Below are 23,262 nucleotides of genomic sequence, written 5' to 3'. Positions count from 1 at the left end.
ACGGTTTTTTTCGCGGCCTGCAGCGTTCGATGCTGGACGGCCGCTTTCCTGTTTTCGACATGAGCCAACTTTCCACCGCACGCGGCGTCTCGCGCCGGCTCGGCGCCCGCATCCGTCAGGCCCGCGCCGCTTCGCGCGCACCTGGCCGCGCGGCCTCGCGCGTGGCGCTGACCGCGCTGGCGGCCCATGCCATCGGCGCCCATGCGCAAAGCTCGGTCACGCTCTATGGCGCGCTCGACACGAGTATCGAAATCACCAATCCCGGTTCGGGCTATGTCGCGCGGATGGACTCGGGCGCGTATCGCGGTTCGCGCATGGGTCTGCGCGGCGCCGAGGATATCGGCAATGGCCTCAAGATTCTCTTCGACCTGGAGAATGGCTTCAGTTCGGGCAACGGCACGATGGCCGTGAGCAACACGATTTTCAATCGGCAGGCGTGGATCGGTCTGGGTACGCCTTATGGCACGCTGCGCATGGGCCGCCAGTATTCGCCCATCTATATTCCGTTCAAGGGCGGGCTGGATGCATTCGGCGCGGGCACGATCGCTTCGGGCCTCGACAATCTGTCGAAAATCACGCCCTATGAAAGCAATGCGATTACGTATCTTTCGCCCGAATTCCACGGCTTTTCGACCACGCTGATGACCTCGCTGCGCGACGCGAGCGATGGCGACGGCAACGGTCTCGCCGGCAATATCGAAACCTTCGCGTATCACAACGGGCCGTTCCGTATTTCGTACGCGCATCAGCAGACGCATGGCGATGGCGCCTTGCGCGCGAATCTCGGCGGCGTGTCGTATGTGTATGGTCCGGTCACCGGCTTTCTGTCGTTTTTCAACGGCGATGGCGGCACGCCGCGTTATCACAACGATGGCGTATCGGTGTCGGCGCGTTATGCGGTGAATGCGCGTTTTCGTGCATCGCTGGGCTATACGTATCTGCGCGACCGCTCGGGCGGCGATAACAACGCGGATCAATTCAGCGCCGCCTGCGAATACGACCTCAGCAAACGCGTGCTGCTGTATGCGAGCGCGGGTTGGCTGCGCAATCGCGGCGAAGGCGAATTCACGCTCAAGGGCGTCAACGTGACGGGCCTCACGCCGTCGTGGCCGGGCGCGAGCGTGCGCGGCGTGCAGTTCGGCATGATCGACCGGTTCTGATCCGCGCGTTTTTCAGACGCAGGTGCAGGTGCGGATGCAGGGAATGCCTTAAGCGAAGCGCCGGACGCGCTTTGCTACACTGATTTGCACGATCAGCCGCTGCGGGCATGCCGCCACGACGGCGAAGGGGAAACCGCGTGACGCCCAGCAACGCCACCCGACCGCAGCCCGTCCCGCCACGCACGCGCGGAGTGCGCCAATGAAGCTGCGCGCGCTGCCGGATTTTTCACCGCTGCGCGTGTTCTTCTTTACGGTCGCGCTGGGCGGCGCTACCGGCGTGGACTTCGTCGCATCGTCGATGATGGGCATTGCCGGCACGCATATTCGCGGCGGCGTCCATGCTTCCCCGGAAGATTTCCTCTGGAGCATGACCTCGTACGCCGCCATGGCGACGCTTGCCAATCTCATGCTCCGGCGCATCGCGCAGCACACCAGTTATCGCTCTTATACGGTGGTCGGGTTGATCGTCGCGGCGATCGGCTCGTTGTTGTGCGCGTTGTGCGAAACGCCTTTGCAACTGACCTTTGCGCGTGCCGTGCAAGGCTTTGGCGCGGGCGGCCTGTTCGCGGCGTCGCGCATTCTGATTCAGCTCGTATCGGCGCGCGACGAACGTGCGCCGCTCTTTATCGGCTTCAATATCGGCTCGTTCGGGCTGTCGGCGGGCACGCCCTGGCTCGCGGCCGTGCTGGTGGAAAGCGCCGCCTGGCAGATGGTTTTCGCGATTCAGGTGGTGCTGGCGCTGGCCGTGCTGGTGCTGGTCGTGCTCACGTATCCCAGCCGCGTGAAGCCCGCCGGCGATCTCTGGGAAATCGACATCGATCCCATGGACTGGTGGGTCGTGATTCTGTTTGGTCTGGGCGCGATGGTGCTCATGCACGGCCTGGGCGACCTGCGTTTCTACGAACTCGCCAGTTCGCCTTCAGTCGCGCTCACGCCGCTCGTGGGATTTCTGCTGATCGCCGCCGCCTTCCTGCGCCTGCGTCGCGAGCCGCAACTCTGGCTCGATCCGCGTGCGCTGCTGGGGCGTACGTATCTGGTTGGCCTGCTGTTCTATGCGATCTACTACTTCCTCAACGGCCTGTGGAATTACCTGATTCCAACCCTGCTGCAAAGCGGTTTTGGCTTCGGCTTCCAGGTCACGGGCGAGGTGCTCACGTGGGCGTCCGTGCTGAGTCTGCTGGCGATGATGTGCTTTTCCGTGGTGGCGCCCAAGGTGTTCGGGCGCCGCCGTTATATCGCGCTCGGCTATGTGATGTTCGCGGCGGCTTTATTGATGCTGTCACTGCGCACGCTCACGGGGGTGTCGATGGATGTGATCCTGCCCGCGCTCTTTCTGCAAGGGCTGACCGTGCCGTTCGTGATGGCGCAGGTCGCGGGGATGACCTTCGTCGATTTCACGGAAGACGATTTTCAGCATGCCTACGCATTCAAGAATATCGTGCGCCAGATCGCGACGGCGGCGGGCACGGGCGCGGCCAGTCTCTGGCTGCAATACGGCGAAGCGATCGCGCGCTCGCGGCTGGTCGATCGCATCACCGTATTCGATCTGGGCGGCATGCCGCCGCTGCCGGAGATGATGGCCATGGCGAGCACGCTGGAAACGCAGGCGACCCTTGTAGCAAGCGCTAATCTGCTTTCCTGGCTGGCGATTTTCTGCGCGGTGGTGGCAGTATTAGCGCTTGTGATCCGTTGGCGAGCCGCAGCCTAGAACGTTGCGTTCTCAACGAAGCGCACGCTTTCTGCATGGCCCGGTAGAGTCGCGCACCACAAGTTCCGGCGGCGGCCCAATCGCCATCGACGGTTCCTGAACCGGAGCATCGATCAATTCAATCAGGCTGCGAATCGATAACTCCGCCACAGCAGCGGTTTGAATCGCCACGGTGGTGAGCGCAGGGCGCACCTGATGCGCGAGCGCGATATCGGTAATGCCGATCACCGAAACGTCGTTCGGCACCGAGCGCCCCGTGCCGATCAAGGCCTGAATCGCGCCAATCGCCAGCAGGTCGTTCGAGCCGAAAATGGCTGTAATTTCAGGGTGATTCTGCATCAGCGCGATGCAGGCCTCGTGACCCGCATCGATCGAATCGCGCACCTGCATTTCCGCTGTCGCCGCTGCCACGCCGCCTTCGGCGAGCGCCGCGCGAAAGCCATCCGAGCGCGCATCCTGCAAGCCGCCACAACCATCGCCGATCAACATGCCAATCCTGCGATGCCCCAGTTCCAGGAGATGCTTCGCGGCGAGCGCGCCCGCGGTGGCGAAATCCACTGCAACGCAGGGCAGTGCGGGCGGCTTTTCGGGGTGTTCCCACATCGCCAGCAGGATCGGCCCGTTGTGCATCGCGGAGATGCAGAGCTCGTTCATGGCGATGTCGGTGTTCATCACCAGCACGCCGTCCGCGAACGTTCCCGCGATCTGGTTGAGGTAGGCGCGGCCGATCTGCGCGTCGTCGTCGGTGTTGCAGACCATGAGGAAATGGCCGGATTTGCGCGCCGCGCGCTCGGCCGCCAGCACGAACTCGGGATAGAACGGGTTGGCGATGTTCGAGAGCATCAGCGCGAGCGTGGACGAACGCCCCTGCGCCAGTGCGCGCGCGTTCAGATTGGGCCGATAGCCCAGTTCGGCTATCGCCTGGAGCACGCGTTCCGCCGTCTCCGGGCGGACTTTTTCGCGGTTGCGCAACACGTTCGAAACGGTCGCGGCGGTGACGCGGGCATGCCGCGCGACTTCTGACAAGGTGACCATGTCCTGCCTTTTTTAGCGCTTTTTAGGCGTTTACCCGGGGGATTAACGGGCTTTTCGTGACTTTTCCCACATTCAGGGAAAGCGATTCAAATGTTGCAAAGCCTGGCGGGGATTTGATAATTTTCACCCACACCAAGCCGGGAAGCGATTTGCACGCGGTTGTGCCGCCCAGAAATTTAAGCGGTTAAATCGCCGTTGCACAAGCCCCTCGGCTAAATTTATCGCGTAGAATTTAAGCGCTTAAATCTGAAGAATCCGGAAAAACGGAGGAGACACATCCATGGCAACGATCCAGTTGTCGAACGTCGGCAAGCAGTACGGCGATCATCCGCCCGTGATCCGGCGCGTCGATCTCGACATCGGCCATCACGAATTCTGCGTGTTCCTGGGCCCGTCGGGCTGCGGGAAGTCCACGCTGCTGCGCATGATCGCGGGTCTCGAAGAACTCAGCGACGGCGAGCTGCGCATCGGCAATCGCCTCGTCAACGACGTGCCCGCGGCCGAGCGCGGCGTGGCGATGGTGTTTCAGAGCTACGCGCTGTTCCCGCACATGACCGTGTTCGAGAACATGGCGTTCGGCCTGAAGATCGCCAAAGTGCCCAAGGCCGAAGTGGAGCGCCGTGTGCGCGATGCCGCGCGCAGCCTGCAACTGGAGGCGCTGCTCGATCGTCATCCCAAGGCGCTTTCGGGCGGCCAGCGCCAGCGCGTCGCCATTGGCCGCGCGATCGTGCGCGAGCCAGGCGTGTTTCTGTTCGACGAACCGCTGTCCAATCTCGATGCCGCGCTGCGTAGTCATACGCGGGTGGAGATCGCACGCCTGCATCAACGCTTCGAAAACGCGAGCGTGGTGTATGTCACGCACGATCAGGTCGAAGCGATGACGCTGGCCGATCGCATCGTACTGCTGCACGCCGGCGCCGAAATGGAAAAGCACGGCAGCGTGGCGCAAAGCGGTGCGCCGCTGGAGCTTTATCACCATCCCAAGTCGCTGTTTGTGGCGGGTTTTATCGGCTCGCCGCGCATGAATCTTATCGACGCGCAGGTGGATGCTGTGGAAGAGGGCGGCGTGCGCGTGACGCTCACTGGCGGCGAAACGCTGCTGGCCGGCGTCGATGGGCGCGGCCTGCAACGCGGCCAGCGCGTGACGCTGGGCGTGCGGCCGGAACATCTGCGGCTGGACGGCGACGATCAATCGGTTGCGTGCACAACTGTCCTGGCTGAGCGTCTGGGCGAGCACAGCTATCTGCACGCCGATCACGCGTCCGGCACGCTGGTGGCGAAAGCGCCCGGCGATACGCCCGTGGGCGTTGGCGAGCGCCTGCGTGTGCGCGTGCCCGCCGATGCCTGCCATCTGTTCGACGAAGCAGGCGTGGCGCGCCGCCGCCTTGCGTCGCCCGCGCTCGCAGCAAAACCGGCCCTCGCTTCCGTGGCGCTGGCCTGAGGTATCGGGTAGCAACTCGCCTAGCAACCGATCAGCCATACCCCGCCGCCAGAGCGGGTCATTCACCTTGCAAGACAAACCAAGGAGACACCAGATGTTCGCTCAACGCTTCCGCCGTTCCGGCACGCTCGGAACATTGGCTCGCGCCACTGCCGCCGTGGCGCTTGTGGCCGCCACACTCGCGAGCGGCGCGGCCGATGCCGGCACGCTCACTGTCAACGTTTCGGCGCGCGGTAATCAGCGCGCGACCTGGCAGGATGCCTTCGACAAGTTCAAGAAAGCCAACCCGGATGTCGATCTTAAGGTTTCCTATGTAACTGAAGAAGCCTACAAGGTGCAGATGAGCGGCTGGCTGGCGACCGATCCGCCCGATGTGGTGTCGTGGCACGACGGCGAACGCATGGCCTACTATGCGCAGCGCGGCTTGCTGGAAGACCTGTCTGGCGATTGGGCCAGGAACGGCTGGAACGAGCAGTATGCATCGGTAAAAGAAGCGTCCACTTATAAGGGCAAGCAGTACGCTGCGCCGCTGGGCTATGACGCTTACGGCTTTTTCTATCGCAAGGATCTGTTCCAGAAGGCGGGCGTGAAAGCCGAGCCGAAAACCTGGGACGAATTCCTCGACGCCTGCAAGAAGCTCAAGGCCAGCGGCGTGCAGCCGATCGCCGTGGCCGCGCGCGATAGCTGGACGCTGGCCGCGTGGTTCGACTATCTCGACCTGCGCATCAACGGCAACGCTTTCCACCAGCAATTGATGGCCGGCGAAATTCCGTATACCGACCCGCGCGTGAAAAAGGTATTCACGGCCTGGAAAACGCTGATCGACAACCATTACTTCATGGACAACGCGCTGTCCTATGACGTCGATTCGATTGCGCCGGTGCTCGTCAACGGCAAGGCCGCGATGATGCTGATGGGCACGTTCTTCTCGGCCAGCTTCCCGGCGACGATGAAGCAGGACGTGGGCTTCTTCCGCTTCCCGGTGATCGACGCCAATGTGCCGACCGCCGAAGACGGTCCCGTCAACGTGCTGCTGATCCCTGCCAAGGCGAAGAACAAGACCGACGCGCGCCGCCTGCTGGCCTTCATGGAAACGCCACAGATCAATGCCGATCTCGCACACGGCTGGGGCCAGTTGCCGTCTAATAACAAGGCCGCCGAACCCGAAGACGCCATCTCGAAGGTGGGCTTCCAGACGCTCGCCAATACGCGCGGCGGCATTGCGCAGTTCTACGACCGCGACATGCAGAAGGAAATGGCCGACGAAGGCATGAAGGCGATGCAGCAGTTCTATAGCGATCCGTCGCAGATCGACGCCTTGCTCGCGCGTCTGGAAACGACGCGTCAGCGCATCTATCACAAGTAAAGCGCGCATGTTGTGAGGGCCGGTGGCGCAGCGCCGCCGGCCCATGAAGTACGGCAAGCGTTTCATGTAATTCGTCATCCGAAATATCAGGCGAGGCCTCACCATGTCCGATACCGTCGCGCGTCCGCTTGGCACGGCGCGCACGCAGCGCACTTCAACGGTGCGCCGGCAGCAAAACCGCGCGGCGCTCTGGTTTCTGCTGCCCGGCTGCGCGCTGTTCACGCTCTGCGTGCTTTATCCGATCGTCAATAGCATTGCATTGAGCTTTTATAACTGGGACGGCATGACCGAGAAGACGTTTGTCGGTCTCGCGAATTATGTCGAACTGTTCCAGACCGATACGTTTTATACGGCGCTCAAGAACAACCTGCTGTGGCTCGTGCTGTTTCTGCTGGCGCCGCCGGTCGGCCTGATGTTCGCGCTTTATCTGAATCAGCGCGTGGGCGGCATTCGCATCGTCAAGTCCTTGTTTTTCGCGCCGTTCGTGTTGTCGGGCGTGGTGGTGGGGCTGGTGTTCTCGTGGTTTTACGATCCCACCTTCGGCCTGCTGCGGCTGATTCTGGGTCATGGCGTGCCCGTGCTGGGTGACCCCAAACTCGTCACGTTCGGCATTATCTTCGCCGCACTCTGGCCGCAGACGCCGTTCTGCATGGTGCTGTACCTCACCGGTCTCACGTCGATCAACGCGGAAATCGTCGAAGCCGCGCGCATGGAAGGCGCAAAGGGCATCAAGCTTTTCTGGCACGTGATCCTGCCGCAACTGCGCCCCGTGACGTTTATGGCGATCGTGCTGACGGTGATTGGCGCGCTGCGCAGCTTCGACCTGATCGCCGTGATGAGTGGCGGCGGCCCGTTCGATAGCTCCACCGTGCTCGCGTACTACATGTACGACCAGGCGATCAAGTATTACCGCGAAGGCTATTCCGCTTCGATTGCCGTGGTGCTGTTCGCCATCATGCTCGTCTATATCGTGTTCCATCTGCGCCGCATGCTGCGCGAAGAACGCTGAAAACAAGGGAGTTTCCGCATGTATCCGCTTCCCGTCGACCGCTGGAAACCCGCGAATCGCACGCTCTACAAGATCTCGTTGCCGATTGCACTCTTCATCTGGCTGCTGCCGATGCTCGCTGTGCTGATCACCTCGATCCGTTCGACCGAAGAATTGCAGCAAGGCGATTACTGGGGCTGGCCGAAGCATTTCGCGCTGCTGGACAACTATGGCGCGGCGCTTACGCAGACGCCCATGCTGCATTACTTCGCCAATAGCGTGCTGATCACCGTGCCTTCGGTCATTGGTGCGATCGCGCTGGCTTCGATGGCGGGTTTCGCTTTATCGACGTATCGCTTTCGCGGCAATACCGCGGTGCTGTTCGCATTCGTCGCCGGTAATTTCGTGCCGATCCAGATCCTCATGATTCCGGTACGCGATATGGCGCTGCGCGTGGGACTCTACAACACCGTCTGGGCGCTGATTATCTTTCACGTCTCGTTTCAGACCGGCTTTTGCACGCTGTTTCTGCGCAATTTCATCAAGCAGTTGCCGTTCGAATTGATCGAAGCCGCGCGTGTGGAAGGCGCGAGCGAATGGACGATTTACTGGCGCATCGTCATGCCGCTCGTGCGACCGGCGCTTGCGGCGCTGGGCATTCTCGTCTTTACGTTTGTCTGGAACGACTATTTCTGGGCGCTCTGCCTCACGCAGGGCGACGATGCGGCGCCCATCACCGTAGGCGTGGCCGCCCTCAAAGGGCAGTGGACCACGGCGTGGAATCTGGTGGCAGCGGGCTCGGTGCTCGCGGCGCTGCCTTCCGTGCTGATGTTCTTCGCCATGCAAAAACACTTTGTCGCGGGACTGACCTTCGGCGCCAGCAAGGGCTGATTTCCTGTCCGGCATTGCGAATGCCGAAGGTCCTTTTTCCTCTCTACCGTTTATTCGAACCGGGTTTTCACTCATGCAAATCGGTGTCTGCTATTACCCCGAACAATGGCCGCGAACGATGTGGGCCGACGACGCGCGCCGCATGGCCGAACTGGGCATCTCGCACGTGCGTATCGCCGAGTTCGCATGGAGCCGCATGGAACCGCGCGCCGGCGAATTTGACTGGGCATGGCTCGACGATGCGATCGCCACGCTGGCCGCGCAAGGACTGAAGGTCGTGCTGGGCACGCCTACGGCGTCGCCGCCAAAATGGCTGGTCGAGCGCGATCCGGACATGCTGCCGGTGCGCGCCGACGGCACACGCTGGAATTACGGCTCGCGCCGCCACTACGATATTGCCAGTGAGTCTTATCGTCAGGAATGCGTACGAATTACCGAAGTCATGGCGCAGCGCTACGGCAAGCATCCGGCTGTCGTCGCCTGGCAGACCGATAACGAACTCGGCTGTCACGATACCGTGCCCAGCTATTCGGCGGCCGCGCAGATCCGCTTTCAGGAATGGCTGCAACAGCGCTATCAAACCGTCGACGCGCTCAATGACGCGTGGGGCAATGTGTTCTGGAGCATGGAGTATCCGTCGTTCGAATCGATCGGCCTGCCCATGCTCACGCCTACCGACGCAAATCCCTCGCATCTGCTGGACTTCCGCCGCTATATGTCCGACGAAGTGGCGAGCTTTCACCGTGAGCAGGCCGATGTGCTGCGCCGTTACGCGCCCGGCGTGGACGTGCTGCACAACTTCATGGGCTTCTTCACGACTTTCGATCATTACCGCTTCGCTGCGGATAAAGCCATCGACGTCGCGACGTGGGACAGCTATCCGATCGCGCGTACGGAAGTGATCGGTCTGCCCGAAGCCGATAAAGCCCGTTACGCACGCACCGCGCATCCCGATGTTTCGGCGTTCGATCACGACCGTTATCGCGCCATCGGCGCGGGACGTTTCTGGGTCATGGAGCAGCAGGCCGGGCCGGTGAACTGGGCGCCGTGGAATCCGGTGCCCGCGCCCGGCATGGTGCGTTTGTGGGCCTTTGAGGCCTTTGCACACGGCGCGGAACTCGTTTCGTACTTCCGTTGGCGCCAATGCCCGTATGCGCAGGAGCAGATGCATTCGGGTTTGAATCTGCCGAACAACGAGCTTTCGCCGGGCGGCAAGGAAGTCGCGCGCGCGGCGCAGGAGATCGCGCAGAGCGAGGCGTTGCGCACGCTTGCGGCGCCCGCGCGGGCGAGCGTCGCGCTGGTCTTCGATTACGAAACGCAATGGATGTTCGAAATCCAGCGACACGGCACGGGATTCGATTATCAGACGCTTGCATTCGACTACTACCGTGCGTTGCGCGAGCAGGGTGTCGATGTCGATATCGTATCGCGGCATGCGGATCTCTCCGCGTATCGGCTTGTCGTGGTGCCGTCGCTGGCTGTGATCGACGATGCGTTTATCGCGAAGATCGAGCATAGCGACGCGCAATGGGTGTTCGGCCCGCGCAGCGGTTCCAAGACCGATAACTTCGCGATTCCCGGCGCGCTCCCGCCTGGCCTGCTGCAGCGCGTGTTGCCGCTTCAGGTGCTGGAAGTCGAGTCGCTGCGCCCGACGCTTGCCCCGGCACTGAGCGTGGGCGATGCGCATGGCACGGCGTTGCACTGGCGCGAGCACGTGCGTGCGAACGACGACACGCGCATCGAAGCCGAATTCGCCGATGGCTGGCCCGCATTGCTCACGCACGGGCGCGTCCGATATCTGGCGGCGTGGCTGACGCACGATCTGCATCGCACAGTCCTCGGCGACGCGGCACGCGCAGCGGGCGTGACGTTGCAAACGCTGCCGGAAGGCGTGCGCCTCGCGAAACGCGGCGGCCTGACTTTCGCATTTAATTTCGGCGATACACGCGCACTGGCGCCTGCGCCCGCCAATGCGCAATTCGTGCTGGGAGAGGCATCGCTGGGAACCGGCGACGTATGTGCCTGGCGCGATCCGCAATAAGCCGATTAAAAGCTATAAGCGTTGCGGGCCGCGTCAAAGCGGTCCGCCGATTACCATGGAGGAGCACAGATGAAAAGAAGAGAGATGCTGTCCTGGCTGGCCTGCACTGCGCTTGCATCAGGTGCGGCCCCATCGTTTGCGGCTTCGGCGCTAACGGGCGAAACGCGCGGCAACGATCAACGCCTGACAATGGGCGCGGATTTATCGACTCTGCTGGAACTGGAGGCGAACGGCGCACGCTTTTACGATCACGGTAAAGCCGAAGACTGCCTGCGCATTTTCCGGCATCACGGGTTGGACGCGATTCGCATTAAAGTCTGGAATGACCCTGGCAATCCTGACTATTTCCCGGCGAATCAAAGCCCCGCTACAGGCTACAACAATGCGAAGCATGTGCGCGTACTCGCGCGCCGTGCCGCGGAATTAGGCCTGCGCGTGCTGATCGACTTCCACTACAGTGACTGGTGGGCCGATCCCGGCAAGCAGTATCCGCCGCATGCATGGGCGGGAAAAGACCTCGCACAGACCTGCGCCTTGCTCTCCGACTACACCACGAGTGTATTGCACATGCTGCGCGAAGAGGGCGTGCGTCCCGAATGGGTGCAGACGGGCAACGAGATTACGGGTGGCATGCTCTGGCCGCTCGGCAAATACGACCAGTGGGACAATCTCGCGACGCTGCTCAAGACCGCGCACGATGCGGTCAAATCCGTCGATCCGAAGATCCAGCACATGCTGCATATCGATAGCGGCGGCGACAATGCCAAAAGCCGCTGGTGGTTCGACAGCGCGGTGCAGCGCGGCGTGAATTTCGATCTGATCGGGCTTTCGTATTATCCGCAGTGGCAGGGCTCGCTCGACGACCTGCAGAACAACGCCAACGATCTGGCCACGCGCTACGGCAAGGATATTTTCGTTGTCGAGACCGCGTATCCGTGGACCACGAGCGACGGCGATTCCGAACCCAACGCAATGACCAATACCGGCACGCTCGGTTATCCGCCCACGCCCGAAGGTCAGGCGCAGTTCTTCGCCGCGCTCACGAACGTGGTGAAGAGTATTCCCAACGGGCGCGGCAAAGGCGTGTTCTGGTGGGAACCCGAATGGATTCCCACGCCGAATGTGGGCTGGAAAGTAGGCGTCGGCGATCAGTGGGACAACAACACGCTATTCGATTTCCACGGTCACGCGTTGTCGTCCATCGACGTGTTCAAGAAGCGCTAAAAGTGCTTTAGAAGCGATAGGTCAGGGCGACCTGCGCCACCGGATACCAGTGGTAGCGGGTCACCTTGTCGGTGAACTTCTGCTCTTCGTCCTGGATGTCCTGATTCGTGACATACGGGTCGTAGACCGACGGCACGTTATAGTCCACGCGCGGGCGGCCATAAGCCACACCCAGATCGAACGACACGCCCAGACCCAATGCGGGCTTCTTGTGGCCGTAACCAATGCCGATATACGGCATGACGTGCGGCAGCGTCACTTTTGCGGTGGGCGAAGGACCGAGCGCCGGCACGGTTTGCCCGCCAATCACGTAGTTGCCCTGCGCATTCGGCGCAAGGTTCGCGCTCAAGGAATCGCCGTTGAACAGCGCGCCGGCCGTGAGGCGGAAGCCGCTGGAGGCGAACGGAAAGACATCCAGATACGTGCCGCCCTGGGCGAGCGTCAAGTGGCCGTCGTAGCGGTTATCGTCCACCGTGACGGTGTGGCTCAGACCAAAACCTTCGGCATCGGCGTGAACGCCAAAGTGCGGGCTCAGATTAAGCGCGCCGCCTAAGCCCGCGCCCAGCGTACCGCCCGTGACATACACTTCCTGCGCGTGTACTTGCGCCATCGCCGCGCTCGCCAGTACGGCAACCAGCCCAACATAGATCGGATGACTAAATGATTTCACTGCTCTCTCCCTGAAATCAGAAAGCGCTCGCTATGGGCCTCCTGACGTCTGTGACTTTACGTGGGGTGAGAGCAAGTCAATTGAGCGAGATGCAGGCATTTCGCACGGCAAATCGAAATCTTTATGTAATGGCGGTGCGACCCTTTCAACACGCGCATAGAGCCGATATTCGTCAGTGGAATGTTGCGCAGAGCCGGTCGATCGGCACAACGATCAACAGACACGATGAAAAGGCGAGGCCGACCGTAAAAGCGACGGCAGCCGTCGCGCCACACCAGGCAATGAAGCGCGCGGGATTGCGCTTGCCCGGCACCTGCGAAGCGATCAGCCGCCAGGCGCGCGAAGCCGCAATCGCGATGATGACCGCAGCGATCATCGAAACGGCGGACGCGCCGGCCACGATCCGCTCGACCAGTGGCCAGGGCAGGGCGCCGCTGTGCTGGAAGTCGTCGCAGGCGTTGGAAATGAGCGTCACGCAAAGTGCAAGGTGCGCGAGCCAGATGCCTGGCACGCCGGCCAACCCAAGCCAGATCGCGGTGCGGCCGGTTTTTGGCAGCTCGAGATCCTCTTCCATCCCAGGTTTCCTTTCGTTTTGCCTGACGATTTCGATGGGCGTTTGATTTGTCATAGCATGCCCACCGCATATTGCATACCTGGGGCATGCCGCTTCATGCCAATTCATACCGATCGGGCCGTCGCGCATATGCGACACCACGCAACACCGTTTGGCCGCCGTTTTTGCCGACCGACTGGACGGTTACGCCATACAAGGCGATGCACAACCCTCAATTTCGTCCCGTCACCCGCCTGAGCGACCGGTTCCGCCACACAAACATGAAGCTGAGCGCCCGGTTTGACCACATCAGATAGTCATAACGTTAGCGTTACCGCAACTTCCGACTGGAAACAACGTTAGAAGCGGGCCGCATTTTCCCTGGCGCGGATCGTCGTCCTGCATGCGCCGCTCGTTCTTATAATCGGCTCCCGAAGTGCCCGCTGGCATTTCAGGTTGCTGCGCCGGCAAGCCCCACCAAGCCGGGACGTGGTTTGGAGACAGACGAAAAAATATAGGATACCTGATGAAAAGGACGCTTATTGGCCTCGCCGTGCTGGCCACGGCCTCATCCGCCGCCCACGCGCAAAGCCAGGTCACGTTGTACGGCCGCATCGACAACGGCATCCAGTATGAAACCGGCCTGCCGGGCAACAAGCATCTGGTCAGCGCGGAAAGCGGCGATTGGGGTTGCTCGTGGTTCGGGCTCGAAGGCTCGGAAGATCTGGGCGCCGGCACCAAGGCCATCTTCAAGCTGGAAGGGCAATTGAATACGCAGACGGGCCAGTCGGCCGGCGCATTGTTCGGCCGTCACGCGATCGTGGGTTTCGACAACGACCGCTACGGTACCTTCAAGATGGGTAATCTGGGCGCGGGCGAAATCTCGCAGGATAGCTGGGGCGCCGACCCGCAACTGATGCAGCGCTACGCCATCGCCACGCTCGTGCGCGGCCGCAACTGGGCCAGCGCCGCGAACGGCTTCGAATACCAGACGCCAAGCTGGAACGGCTTCCAGATGCGCGGCCAGTACGCGCTGACCAACAACACCAAATGGAATGCGGCTTCCACGCCCACGGGCCAGGGCCGCACCGACGGCATCGAAGCCGTGTACTCGTACAGCCTCGGCGACTTCCGCGTGATCTACGACGAAGTGCGCGGCGCGGACGGCACCTTCAACGACGTGTACCAGCATTCGCGCTCGATCCTCGCGGGCGGCACGCTCGTATTCGGGCCAGTCAAGTTCTACGCGGGCTACCAGCACCTGAGCGCGCCGAACGCCACCAACGCGAGCGTGGGCGTCACCGACGCCTCGCAGCCGGACGGCGTTTCCGCACCCACCGCCGTCGATCACGAATGGATCGGTGCGGCCTGGCAGATCAACGCCGCGGCGGCGATCACGGCAGCAGTCTTCCACGCCAACGCGAACCACGGCAACGGCAATGCCACGCTTTACACGCTGGGCAGCACGTACAACCTGTCGAAGCGCACCTTCCTTTACACGGAAGCGGGTTACGTCCACAACAGCTCGACGTCGAATATCAATCTGGGCAACGGCTCGTACGGCAATAACGATTACGACCCGGCGACCGGCTCTTCGGCGAACGGCAATCCCAACTACGGTCAGGGGCAATTCGGCGTGTTCGCAGGCGTCATGCATCTGTTCTGATTCGGGCAGGACAGATGGCATCGCCAGAAGATGCCTCGCAACAAGCTGACAGTCCCCATGGACAGGCGCGGCCGAAACGCAATGCAATGCGATTGGTCCGCGCCGCGCCGGCGTGGTCTTTCTCCTCCACCCTGACACGCCGGCGTCCCTTTTTTTCTCGCGCCTTTGGCATCGGGAATACCCAGGTCCGGGCGCTATTGAAGCGCAACGCTTTCGCATGCTATCTTGAGAACGTTAGCGATAACGTTCAAGGCGCGCGACGGATCGTGCTGACCTCGCATAAAACCATAATTAAGCGCGCCGGCAAGGTGGAGAGCCTTCAATGGAAAAGCGTGTGTCCAAAGCGATGTTCAAGGCCAAGGCCTGCGAACTGTTCCGTCAGGTCGAGTTGCTGGGCGAGAGCGTGGTCGTGACCGACCGCGGCCAGCCGACCATCGAAATCCGGCCTTATCGGGCGAAACGCAAAAGTCCGCTCGATTCGCTGCGTGCATCTATCGTGTATTGCGATATCGAAGGCACGGGCGATGAAGCCGTCGTTGCCAGCCACAAATAGCACGCGAAGATGGTTGCCCTGGACACTTGTGCGCTGGTCTACTGGCTGCGCGGCGATCAAGCGCTGAGCGAGCCCGCGCGCGCCGCCATAGAAAGTGCGCTCGAAGAATCGGAAGTGCTGATTTCGGCCATCAGCCTGCTGGAAGTCGCGCAATTCGTGGAGAGCGGGCGGCTTGCGCTGTCGATGGATACGCGGCGCTGGCTGGCCACGCTGGCTTCGCTCGAAGGCGTGCGGATGGTGCCGGTGGATACGGCGATTGCCGTGCGCGCGACGACGATGTCCGCGCAATTACCGATGCCGCAGCGTCTTGTTGTCGCCACGGCGCGCACGCTGGGCGTGCCGCTCGTCACACCCGACGCCAGCGTCCGCGCGCTCACGCATATCGATACGATCTGGTAATTTGCCCGCCAGAAAATTACTTCGTTATCCTTTTCAAGCTTTGACGCGGGCGCGGCTGCTTTTGCGTGCGGGTGCCTCGTTCGCACGCTGCGGTGCTGGCGCCGTGCTGTGCCGCACGACCAGTTCCGCAGGAAAAGTCGTGCGCTGCGCCACCGCATCATTCCCGGCGATCTGCGCGAGCAGGGCATTCACCGCGGAACTCGACATCTGCTGAAACGGCTGGCGAACGGTCGTCAGCGCGGGATGAAACTGCGCGGACATGGGAATATCGTCGAAGCCCACCACGGAGATATCGTCGGGAACGCGCAGGCCTGCTTCGCGCACCGCGGCAATCGCTCCGAATGCGCTCTGATCATTGGCCGCGAAAATCGCGCTGGGCGGATCGGGCAGTTTGAGCAAGCCCGAAGCGGCTTCGAACACCGTCGTCTTCGAAGGATCGCTACTCACGGCCAGCGCCGCGTCGCGTGCGAGGCCATGGCGCGCGAGCGTGTCGTGATAGCCGCGTTGGCGGTCGCGTAGCCCTTCGATCGACTCGTCGCCGCCCAGAAACGCAATGCGCGTGTGACCGAGCGCGATCAGATGCTCGACGGCCATACAGGCGCCGCCGTAGTTATCGACCGATACCGACGGAAAACGATTGAGCGTACCGCGTTGATCGATGACGACTACGGGCACGTGAGCGGCGGCGAGAGCATCGAGCCCCAGCGTTTCGCGCGGCAGGATCACCAGCAGACCGTCCGAGAATTGCCGCACGAGCTTGATGAGTTCCTGGTGCGAGTGCGTGTCGTCCGAGACGGTGTACACCAGCACTTCGCAACCGGCCGCGCGCGCTGCGCGACTCGCGCCCAGAATGAGTTCGTTGGAGAACTCGGTATCGAGCGCGGGCGTCATGATGCCGATAATGCCGTTGCGCCCGCCCGAAAGCTTTTGCGCCGTGCGATTGACGACATAGCCGATATCGGCGGCGATACGCATCACTTCATCGCGGGTTTCGCGCGAGACGCCGGGGCGTCCGTTGAGCGCGCGCGAAGCGGTCATCTGCGAGACGCCGGCCCGTTGCGCAACATCCGCCAGCGTGGGATTTTGCTTGGTCATGCGACGAACTTGTTTTGAAGTAGTGTGCAGCGCGACCAGAGCGGCTATTGGTAACGCTATCGTTACAGTTCGATCGATTCTAGCAGAAGGCTTTGCGCGAGCCCGCTGCTGATGCAACCGCGTTGTGCGGATGCCGCATGGCGTGTTGGGTTTTAGGGGGATTTGAGGCGGAATTGCGGCGAATTTGAGGGTTAACACTGTTCGAGAGAGCGCGGCTTCTACTGATCGTTAAGCGTAACGTTCGGAGGAATTGCGGGACCCGTATTGACATGCCCAGAGGTCCGTCCCGCGTCTGACGATCCTCGCTCTGAGAGGCAAATCGTCCTCGGGTAATGCAATACGCGGTTGCTAGTGCCTTTTGAACTCGTCACAGCATTACGGTAAAGTAGCGGCGTTTCAAACCGTGATTGCAGATATTCGAAACGAAAATCCTGATGAGCTCGAACGTATATTCATACGGCATACACCGAAATATCAGCGCTGGCGAACTATTTTTTTACATCGCACTTGATAAAACCCGTGAAGAATTGGGTTTGGACGATCTAGGCGCTGCAGCAGCGATCCTCCTGGGACAAAACGACGTTCCGGTTGCTGGCAAGCTTGCCGGTTCTGTCGCCGGTACATCGGTCGTCTCTATGGCCGCGCGCAAGTTCCTGCCGTTTAAAGTCGCAATCCGGCTACCGACTATTGTGAAAGCAGGCGCAGGAGGGCTGCGAATCTCAATGACCCGCAGCCTGGGCGCATTCGTGGGTCGTTCAATTCCCCTTGTCGGGACGGTGATGCTTGGCTGTGACGCATTTCTGATCATGCGGAATACGATTTTTGCGTACAACCGCATGGCGAAGCCAGAAGACCGGGTTCTTTAATATGACAGACCAGACTTGGGAAGCGCTTGAGGCTTTTGCGCGTGAAGAACTCGGACGACCGCTTTTCGGACGCCTTGAAATAAAACCAGAATCACGGATTGAAGAGGATTTGCGGCTTACCGGCGTGGATGCCGTTGAGTTCATAGATAAATGGGCGGAGAAGTTCAACATTCACGCGCCAAATGGTTTTCCGTATGACCGATATTTCGGCGCCGATTCGCTGGACATCATTCGCGCAGTCGCGGGGATTTTCTCCAGAAAATTCCGCGACGCGCCGCTTGTTCCAATTACTTTGGGGATGCTGGCTGAAGCAATGCGGCGCGGAGAATGGGATACCGCAGAAATTGAAGCCGCGAGTCGGCGTAATTGATTGTGCGAATTGATTCGCGCTAATTCACGCACCAGACGATCCGAACGTATACACCAAGCGCGGCGCAAAGAGCGCTATTTGTTCACAAACATCCATAGCTGATTTCAGCTTTTACAGCGGCCAGCCTAACGAACAGGCACAACCCGCGCTCTACGCTAGCGCGCGCGGCGTGCTCGCTGGCCTGAGCTTCGCCCGACAACTCGAAAACATGTTGGACTCCAGTTCCGGGCGTCTATGCTAAGGTAAATTCTCCAGAGACTTTCCAGATCTTTGCTGGAGAACACCGGAGAACCCCGGGGAACCAGATGCGGGGAAAGCCTGTGTTGACAGGCACTTCCGGATAATTCAGTAGAACACCGGAGACCCGTCATGGTTCAAGCGAGGAACGAGGATTTCGTCGCCCATCTGCTCTCCGATCTCGTGGAATTCGCGCGTGCGCGTTTGCCCGAATCGACCTTCCAGATCGTCGAGCCTTTCCTGCGGCACTATTACGATTTCGTCGATGCCGAGGACCTGCGCAGCCGCTCGATCGCCGATCTCTACGGCGCCGCCATGGCGCACTGGCAGACCGCTCAGCGCTTCGTGCCGGGCACCGAGCGAATGCGGGTCTATAACCCGATCCTCGAACAGCACGGCTGGCATTCGGACCACACCGTCATCGAGATCGTCAACGACGACATGCCGTTTCTCGTCGATTCGGTATCGATGGCGGTCAATAAACTCGGACTCGCGCTGCATTCGGCGATGCATCCGGTGTTTCGCATCTGGCGCGGCCAGGACGGCGGCATTGCGCGCGTGGACGTCGGCGGTGCCGGCGCGGACGACGCGCAATCGCAACTCGCCTCGTTCATCCACTTCGAAGTCGATCGATGCGGCGACGCAGCAAAGCTCGACGAATTGCGCCGCGATATCGCCAAGGTGCTAGGCGACGTGCGCGCGTCCGTCGAAGACTGGCCGAAGATTGTCGAAGTCGCGCACGAAACCATCAAGACGATGAAGGCGCGTGAAAGCAGCGCCGAAGATATCGAATCCCGCGCCTTCCTCGAATGGATGGTGGCCGATCATTTCACCTTCCTCGGCCAGCGCGACTATGCGCTGGTCGCGCACGACGGCGGCTTCGGTTTGCGCGGCGTGGAAGGTTCGGGGCTGGGCATTCTGCGCGAAGCTTTGCGCGCGCCTGGCGTGCCCGATGTCACGCCGCTGCCGCCTGCCGCGAGCGAAGTCGTCTCGGGCGCCTGGCCGATCTTTCTCACCAAGGCGAATTCGCGCGCAACGGTGCATCGGCCCGGTTATCTCGACTACGTGGGCATCAAACTGGTTGGCCCGGACGGACAGGTGTGCGGCGAGCGCCGCTTCGTCGGCCTTTACACTTCGACCGTCTACATGGACTCGATCAACGAGATCCCGATCGTACGCCGCAAATGCGCAAACATCGTGAGGCGCGCGGGGTTTCTGCCCAAAGGCCATCTGGGTAAATCGCTGGTCACGGTGCTGGAAACCTGGCCGCGCGACGAACTCTTTCAGGCTGACGAAGACGAACTCTATGACATCGCGCTAGGCGTGCTGCGTTTGCAGGAACATCAGCGCACACGCCTGTTCGTGCGGCGCGACCGCTTTGGCCGTTTCGTCTCCTGTCTCGTGTACGTGGCGCGCGACAAGTACAACACCGACTTGCGCCAGCGTATCGCCCAGTTGCTGAAAGCGGCATTCAACGGCGAATCGGTCGAATTCACACCGTTGCTTTCGGAGTCGACGCTCGCTCGCATTCATTTCGTCGTCCATATCAAATCGGGCGCAATGCCGGAGGTGGACACGCGCGAACTGGAAGCGCGGCTCGTGCAGGTGACGCGGCGCTGGCAGGACGATCTCGCCGATGCCTTGCTCGACGCGTTTGGCGAAGAGCAGGGCACGCGCCTGCTGCACCGTTACGCCGACTCTTTCCCCGCAGGCTATCGCGACGATTATCCCGCCCGCACGGCGGTGCGCGATATCGAACTGATCGAGCGTGTGCAGGGCACGCGCCGCATTGCGATGAATCTGTATCGACCGATCGAGGCGGGGCCGCGCGCATTCCGCTTCAAGGTCTACTGCGCGGGCGATGCCATCGCGCTTTCGCGCAGTCTGCCGATGCTCGAACATCTGGGCGTGCGCGTGGACGAAGAACGTCCTTATGTGATTCAGGTGCCGGGTTGCCAGCCCGCCTGGGTCCATGATTTCGGCCTTGAACTGGCCGACGATACCGAATTCGATATCGAGCGCGTCAAAGATCTTTTCGAAGATGCATTCGAAGCGGTCTGGACCGCGCGCATCGAGAACGATGATTTCAACCGACTCGTGCTGCGCGCGTATCTGAATGCGCGCGAAGTCACGATTCTGCGTGCGTATGCGAAGTATCTGCGCCAGGTGGGATCGACGTTCAGCGACGCTTATATCGAGCGCGCGCTCACGGGTAATCCGGCGATCGCGCGTCAACTCGTCGAGCTATTTTTGATTCGATTCGATCCGCGCGCGGGTGATGGAACCGTGGTCACGGACGCCCGCACGGCGCGCATGGAACAGGCGCTCAAGGCCATCGACGCCGCGCTGGACCAGGTCCCCAATCTCGACGAAGACCGCATCCTGCGCCAGTTCCTCGGCGTTATCAAGGCGACGCAGCGCACCAACTATTTCCGCCGCGATGCCGAAGGCGTGCCGCTGCCGTCGCTCTCGTTCAAGTTCGATCCGTCGAAGGTGCCGGGCCTGCCCGAACCCAAGCCGATGTTCGAGATCTGGGTGTATTCGCCGCGCGTGGAAGGCGTGCATTTGCGCGGTGGACGCGTGGCCCGCGGTGGCTTGCGCTGGTCCGACCGGCGCGAAGATTTTCGCACCGAAGTGCTCGGCCTGATGAAAGCGCAGATGGTGAAAAACGTCGTCATCGTGCCGGTGGGATCGAAGGGCGGTTTTGTCGTGAAGAACCCACCGCCGATAACCGACCGCGAAGCGTGGATGCGCGAAGGCATCGGCTGTTATCAGACCTTTCTGCGCGGTCTGCTCGATCTGACCGATAACCTCGTCAATAACGCCATCGTGCCGCCGCCCGATGTGGTGCGGCACGATCCCGACGATCCTTATCTGGTCGTCGCAGCAGATAAAGGCACGGCAACGTTTTCGGATTACGCAAACGCCATTTCGCAGGAATATGGTTTCTGGCTCGACGATGCCTTTGCTTCGGGCGGCTCGGTAGGCTATGACCACAAGAAAATGGCCATCACCGCGCGTGGCGCGTGGGAGTCGGTCAAGCGCCATTTCCGCGAAATGGGCGTGGATACGCAAGCCAGCGATTTCACCGTGGTGGGCGTGGGCGATATGTCCGGCGACGTATTCGGCAACGGCATGCTGCTCTCGCCGCATATCAAACTGGTGGCGGCGTTTGATCATCGGCATATTTTCCTCGATCCCAATCCCGATACAGCAGTGAGTTTTGCGGAGCGCAGCCGCCTGTTCGCGCTGGAGCGTTCGAGCTGGGCCGATTACGATCCGGCGACGATTTCGGCGGGCGGCGGCGTTTTCGCGCGTACCGTGAAGACCATTCCGCTATCGCAAGCCGTGCAGGCCGTGCTCGGTATCGATGCGGCGGCGCTCACGCCAAGCGAACTGATTCGCGCGATTTTGCAGGCGCCGGTCGATCTGCTTTATAACGGCGGCATTGGCACGTATATCAAGGCGGCGCACGAAACCAATGCACAGGTGGGCGATCGCGCGAACGATGCCGTGCGTGTGAATGGTGCGGATCTTCGCTGCAAGGTCGTGGGCGAGGGCGGCAATCTGGGCGTGACGCAGTTCGGCCGTATTGAATTCGCGCAGAATGGCGGCCGCATCAATACCGATGCGATCGACAATTCCGCAGGCGTGGATTGTTCGGATCACGAAGTAAATATCAAGATCCTTCTGGGTCTCGTGGTGGTCGATGGTGAAATGACTACGAAGCAGCGCAATACGCTGCTCGCGGAAATGACCGACGAAGTCGGCCTGCTGGTGTTGCGCGATAACTATTATCAGACGCAAGCCTTGTCGATTGCGGGACGCTATAGTGCCGAACTGCTCGACGCGGAAACCCGCCTGATGCGCTGGCTCGAACGCGCGGGGCGCCTGAATCGCGTGATCGAGTTCTTGCCGACCGACGAGGAAGTGGCCGAACGTCAGGCAGCGAAACTCGGCCTGACGTCGCCCGAACGCGCCGTGCTGCTGGCTTACAGCAAGATGTGGCTGTACGACGCATTGCTCGATTCGGATGTGCCCGAAGACCCGCTCGTGGCCGCCATGTTGATCGATTATTTTCCGCAGCCGCTGCAACAGCGCTTCAGTGCGCCGATGTTGCGTCATCCGTTGCGCCGCGAAATCCTCGCTACGCATTTGACGAATGCGCTTGTGAATCGCGTGGGCTGCGCGTTCGTGCATCGGCTGATGGAAGAAACCGATGCGCGTCCGGGCGAGATCGTACGCGCGTGCATCATGGCGCGCGACGTGTTCGATCTCGACCAGATCTGGCGCGATATCGACGCGCTCGACAATCGCGTGCCCGACGACGTGCAGGCGAGCATGTTCGTCGATGTCGCGCGCCTGCTCGAACGCGCGGCGCTCTGGTTCCTGCGGCATCTGCAGGCGGGCGCGGTGGACGAGGTGGGTGTCAACACGCTGCTCGCGCGCTGCCGCGACGCGGCGCAACGTCTCGCGCCGCAATTGCCGACGCTGCTGCCGGCTTGCGATCTGGAAGCGCTTTCGGCGCGTCAGGCCGCGTTGGTGAATGCGGGCGTGGAAAGCGCGCTGGCCGTGCGGGTGGCGAGCGGTGAATTGTCGGTCGCGCTGCTCGATATCGCCGATGTGGCGGCGGCTTGCGAGCGGCCGCTCGAATGGGTCGCCTCGGTGTATTTCGCGCTGGGCACGCGGCTGAATTACAGCTGGATCAGCGAGCGTGCCGCCGCGCTGCCGACGCCGACGCACTGGGACACCATGGCGCGCGCAGCCGCGCTTGCGGAAGTCGGCCGCCTCAAACGCGCGCTGACGATGAGCGTGCTGGCCGACGCGCCCGCCAATGCCGATGCGCAGGCGCTGGTGGACGCGTGGTGCGGCCAGCACGAGGCGGCGCTGGAGCGCTACGCGCATCTGCTCGCGGAATTGCGCGCCACGAGCGGCGTGAGTATTTCGGTGCTGCTGGTGATCGTGCGGGCGATGGCGTTGCTGGAGCGACCGTGAAGGG

General features: G+C 61.5%; 18 protein-coding genes. 14 read left to right on the top strand and 4 right to left on the bottom strand.

The features are described from left to right. Positions 1-59 precede the first annotated feature (59 nt). Both G3N59_RS23590 and G3N59_RS23585 read left to right on the top strand, forming a co-directional pair. On the top strand, positions 60-1,160 hold the full coding sequence (locus G3N59_RS23590; RefSeq protein ID WP_205985211.1) for a porin: 1,101 nt from the start codon (positions 60-62) through the stop codon (positions 1,158-1,160). Positions 1,161-1,359: 199 nt separating this feature from the next. Further along, positions 1,360-2,868 (top strand): MFS transporter, encoded by a 1,509-nt coding sequence (locus G3N59_RS23585; protein ID WP_205985210.1) that lies wholly within the window; start codon positions 1,360-1,362, stop codon positions 2,866-2,868. 12 nt (positions 2,869-2,880) lie between these two features. Here G3N59_RS23585 and G3N59_RS23580 read toward each other — a convergent pair whose 3' ends face one another. Beyond that, positions 2,881-3,903: a LacI family DNA-binding transcriptional regulator gene (locus tag G3N59_RS23580; RefSeq protein WP_205985209.1), complete on the bottom strand. Its 1,023-nt coding sequence runs from the start codon at positions 3,901-3,903 to the stop codon at positions 2,881-2,883. 280 nt (positions 3,904-4,183) lie between these two features. Here G3N59_RS23580 and ugpC point away from each other — a divergent pair, with 280 nt between their 5' ends. The 6 genes from ugpC to G3N59_RS23550 all read left to right on the top strand — a co-directional run bounded on the left by ugpC (position 4,184) and on the right by G3N59_RS23550 (position 11,854). Further along, entirely contained in the window at positions 4,184-5,344 is a 1,161-nt protein-coding gene (gene ugpC / locus G3N59_RS23575) for a sn-glycerol-3-phosphate ABC transporter ATP-binding protein UgpC (RefSeq protein WP_205985208.1), read from the top strand. 94 nt (positions 5,345-5,438) lie between these two features. Then, positions 5,439-6,710, top strand: coding sequence for an ABC transporter substrate-binding protein (locus tag G3N59_RS23570; protein ID WP_205985207.1), 1,272 nt, complete (start codon positions 5,439-5,441; stop codon positions 6,708-6,710). 103 nt (positions 6,711-6,813) lie between these two features. Then, positions 6,814-7,719: a sugar ABC transporter permease gene (locus G3N59_RS23565; protein WP_205985206.1), complete on the top strand. Its 906-nt coding sequence runs from the start codon at positions 6,814-6,816 to the stop codon at positions 7,717-7,719. Between the two features lie 18 nt (positions 7,720-7,737). Next, the gene (locus G3N59_RS23560) at positions 7,738-8,589 is read left to right on the top strand and encodes a carbohydrate ABC transporter permease (RefSeq protein WP_205985205.1); all 852 of its coding nucleotides are present in this window, start codon (positions 7,738-7,740) and stop codon (positions 8,587-8,589) included. 73 nt (positions 8,590-8,662) lie between these two features. Then, positions 8,663-10,630, top strand: coding sequence for a beta-galactosidase (locus G3N59_RS23555; protein WP_205985204.1), 1,968 nt, complete (start codon positions 8,663-8,665; stop codon positions 10,628-10,630). 69 nt (positions 10,631-10,699) lie between these two features. Continuing rightward, positions 10,700-11,854 carry an arabinogalactan endo-1,4-beta-galactosidase gene (locus G3N59_RS23550; RefSeq protein WP_205985203.1) on the top strand — a complete coding sequence of 385 codons (1,155 nt, stop codon included), beginning with the start codon at positions 10,700-10,702 and terminating at the stop codon, positions 11,852-11,854. A gap of 7 nt (positions 11,855-11,861) precedes the next feature. On the opposite strand, the gene G3N59_RS23545 is transcribed toward G3N59_RS23550, so the two are convergent. Both G3N59_RS23545 and G3N59_RS23540 read right to left on the bottom strand, forming a co-directional pair. After that, positions 11,862-12,524 carry a hypothetical protein gene (locus G3N59_RS23545; protein WP_205985202.1) on the bottom strand — a complete coding sequence of 221 codons (663 nt, stop codon included), beginning with the start codon at positions 12,522-12,524 and terminating at the stop codon, positions 11,862-11,864. A 172-nt stretch (positions 12,525-12,696) separates the two neighbouring features. Continuing rightward, entirely contained in the window at positions 12,697-13,227 is a 531-nt protein-coding gene (locus G3N59_RS23540) for a hypothetical protein (RefSeq protein ID WP_205985201.1), read from the bottom strand. Between the two features lie 376 nt (positions 13,228-13,603). On the opposite strand from G3N59_RS23540, the gene G3N59_RS23535 reads away from it, so the two are divergent. The 3 genes from G3N59_RS23535 (at position 13,604) to G3N59_RS23525 (ending at position 15,695) form a co-directional block, all read left to right on the top strand. Next, positions 13,604-14,743 (top strand): porin, encoded by a 1,140-nt coding sequence (locus G3N59_RS23535; protein ID WP_205985200.1) that lies wholly within the window; start codon positions 13,604-13,606, stop codon positions 14,741-14,743. A 322-nt stretch (positions 14,744-15,065) separates the two neighbouring features. Further along, positions 15,066-15,296, top strand: coding sequence for a type II toxin-antitoxin system Phd/YefM family antitoxin (locus G3N59_RS23530; protein WP_205985199.1), 231 nt, complete (start codon positions 15,066-15,068; stop codon positions 15,294-15,296). A gap of 9 nt (positions 15,297-15,305) precedes the next feature. After that, positions 15,306-15,695: a type II toxin-antitoxin system VapC family toxin gene (locus tag G3N59_RS23525; protein ID WP_205985198.1), complete on the top strand. Its 390-nt coding sequence runs from the start codon at positions 15,306-15,308 to the stop codon at positions 15,693-15,695. Between the two features lie 33 nt (positions 15,696-15,728). On the opposite strand, the gene G3N59_RS23520 is transcribed toward G3N59_RS23525, so the two are convergent. Then, the gene (locus tag G3N59_RS23520; RefSeq protein WP_205985197.1) at positions 15,729-16,790 is read right to left on the bottom strand and encodes a LacI family DNA-binding transcriptional regulator; all 1,062 of its coding nucleotides are present in this window, start codon (positions 16,788-16,790) and stop codon (positions 15,729-15,731) included. Between the two features lie 434 nt (positions 16,791-17,224). Here G3N59_RS23520 and G3N59_RS23515 point away from each other — a divergent pair, with 434 nt between their 5' ends. The 3 genes from G3N59_RS23515 to G3N59_RS23505 all read left to right on the top strand — a co-directional run bounded on the left by G3N59_RS23515 (position 17,225) and on the right by G3N59_RS23505 (position 23,258). Continuing rightward, entirely contained in the window at positions 17,225-17,656 is a 432-nt protein-coding gene (locus tag G3N59_RS23515) for an STM2901 family protein (RefSeq protein ID WP_205985196.1), read from the top strand. Between the two features lies 1 nt (position 17,657). After that, positions 17,658-18,026, top strand: a complete 369-nt coding sequence (locus G3N59_RS23510; RefSeq protein WP_205985195.1) for a DUF1493 family protein — start codon at positions 17,658-17,660, stop codon at positions 18,024-18,026. A 369-nt stretch (positions 18,027-18,395) separates the two neighbouring features. Further along, positions 18,396-23,258: an NAD-glutamate dehydrogenase gene (locus G3N59_RS23505; RefSeq protein ID WP_205985194.1), complete on the top strand. Its 4,863-nt coding sequence runs from the start codon at positions 18,396-18,398 to the stop codon at positions 23,256-23,258. Positions 23,259-23,262 lie beyond the last annotated feature (4 nt).

The sequence above is a fragment of the Paraburkholderia sp. Ac-20340 genome (assembly GCF_017104965.1).
In the GTDB taxonomy this organism is placed as follows: domain Bacteria; phylum Pseudomonadota; class Gammaproteobacteria; order Burkholderiales; family Burkholderiaceae; genus Paraburkholderia.
Note: the sequence above shows the minus strand (reverse complement) of the source record. Positions and strands in the feature narration are given on the sequence as shown.

Coding starts and splice junctions, on each gene's coding strand:
- ugpC (WP_205985208.1), top strand. CDS start 4,184: ATGGCAACGATCCAGTTGTCGAACGTCGGCAAGCAGTACGGCGATCAT.
- G3N59_RS23580 (WP_205985209.1), bottom strand. CDS start 3,903: ATGGTCACCTTGTCAGAAGTCGCGCGGCATGCCCGCGTCACCGCCGCG.
- G3N59_RS23535 (WP_205985200.1), top strand. CDS start 13,604: ATGAAAAGGACGCTTATTGGCCTCGCCGTGCTGGCCACGGCCTCATCC.
- G3N59_RS23590 (WP_205985211.1), top strand. CDS start 60: ATGAGCCAACTTTCCACCGCACGCGGCGTCTCGCGCCGGCTCGGCGCC.
- G3N59_RS23505 (WP_205985194.1), top strand. CDS start 18,396: ATGGTTCAAGCGAGGAACGAGGATTTCGTCGCCCATCTGCTCTCCGAT.
- G3N59_RS23520 (WP_205985197.1), bottom strand. CDS start 16,790: ATGACCAAGCAAAATCCCACGCTGGCGGATGTTGCGCAACGGGCCGGC.
- G3N59_RS23525 (WP_205985198.1), top strand. CDS start 15,306: ATGGTTGCCCTGGACACTTGTGCGCTGGTCTACTGGCTGCGCGGCGAT.
- G3N59_RS23555 (WP_205985204.1), top strand. CDS start 8,663: ATGCAAATCGGTGTCTGCTATTACCCCGAACAATGGCCGCGAACGATG.
- G3N59_RS23540 (WP_205985201.1), bottom strand. CDS start 13,227: ATGCGCGACGGCCCGATCGGTATGAATTGGCATGAAGCGGCATGCCCC.
- G3N59_RS23515 (WP_205985196.1), top strand. CDS start 17,225: ATGAGCTCGAACGTATATTCATACGGCATACACCGAAATATCAGCGCT.
- G3N59_RS23585 (WP_205985210.1), top strand. CDS start 1,360: ATGAAGCTGCGCGCGCTGCCGGATTTTTCACCGCTGCGCGTGTTCTTC.
- G3N59_RS23530 (WP_205985199.1), top strand. CDS start 15,066: ATGGAAAAGCGTGTGTCCAAAGCGATGTTCAAGGCCAAGGCCTGCGAA.
- G3N59_RS23560 (WP_205985205.1), top strand. CDS start 7,738: ATGTATCCGCTTCCCGTCGACCGCTGGAAACCCGCGAATCGCACGCTC.
- G3N59_RS23510 (WP_205985195.1), top strand. CDS start 17,658: ATGACAGACCAGACTTGGGAAGCGCTTGAGGCTTTTGCGCGTGAAGAA.
- G3N59_RS23565 (WP_205985206.1), top strand. CDS start 6,814: ATGTCCGATACCGTCGCGCGTCCGCTTGGCACGGCGCGCACGCAGCGC.
- G3N59_RS23570 (WP_205985207.1), top strand. CDS start 5,439: ATGTTCGCTCAACGCTTCCGCCGTTCCGGCACGCTCGGAACATTGGCT.
- G3N59_RS23550 (WP_205985203.1), top strand. CDS start 10,700: ATGAAAAGAAGAGAGATGCTGTCCTGGCTGGCCTGCACTGCGCTTGCA.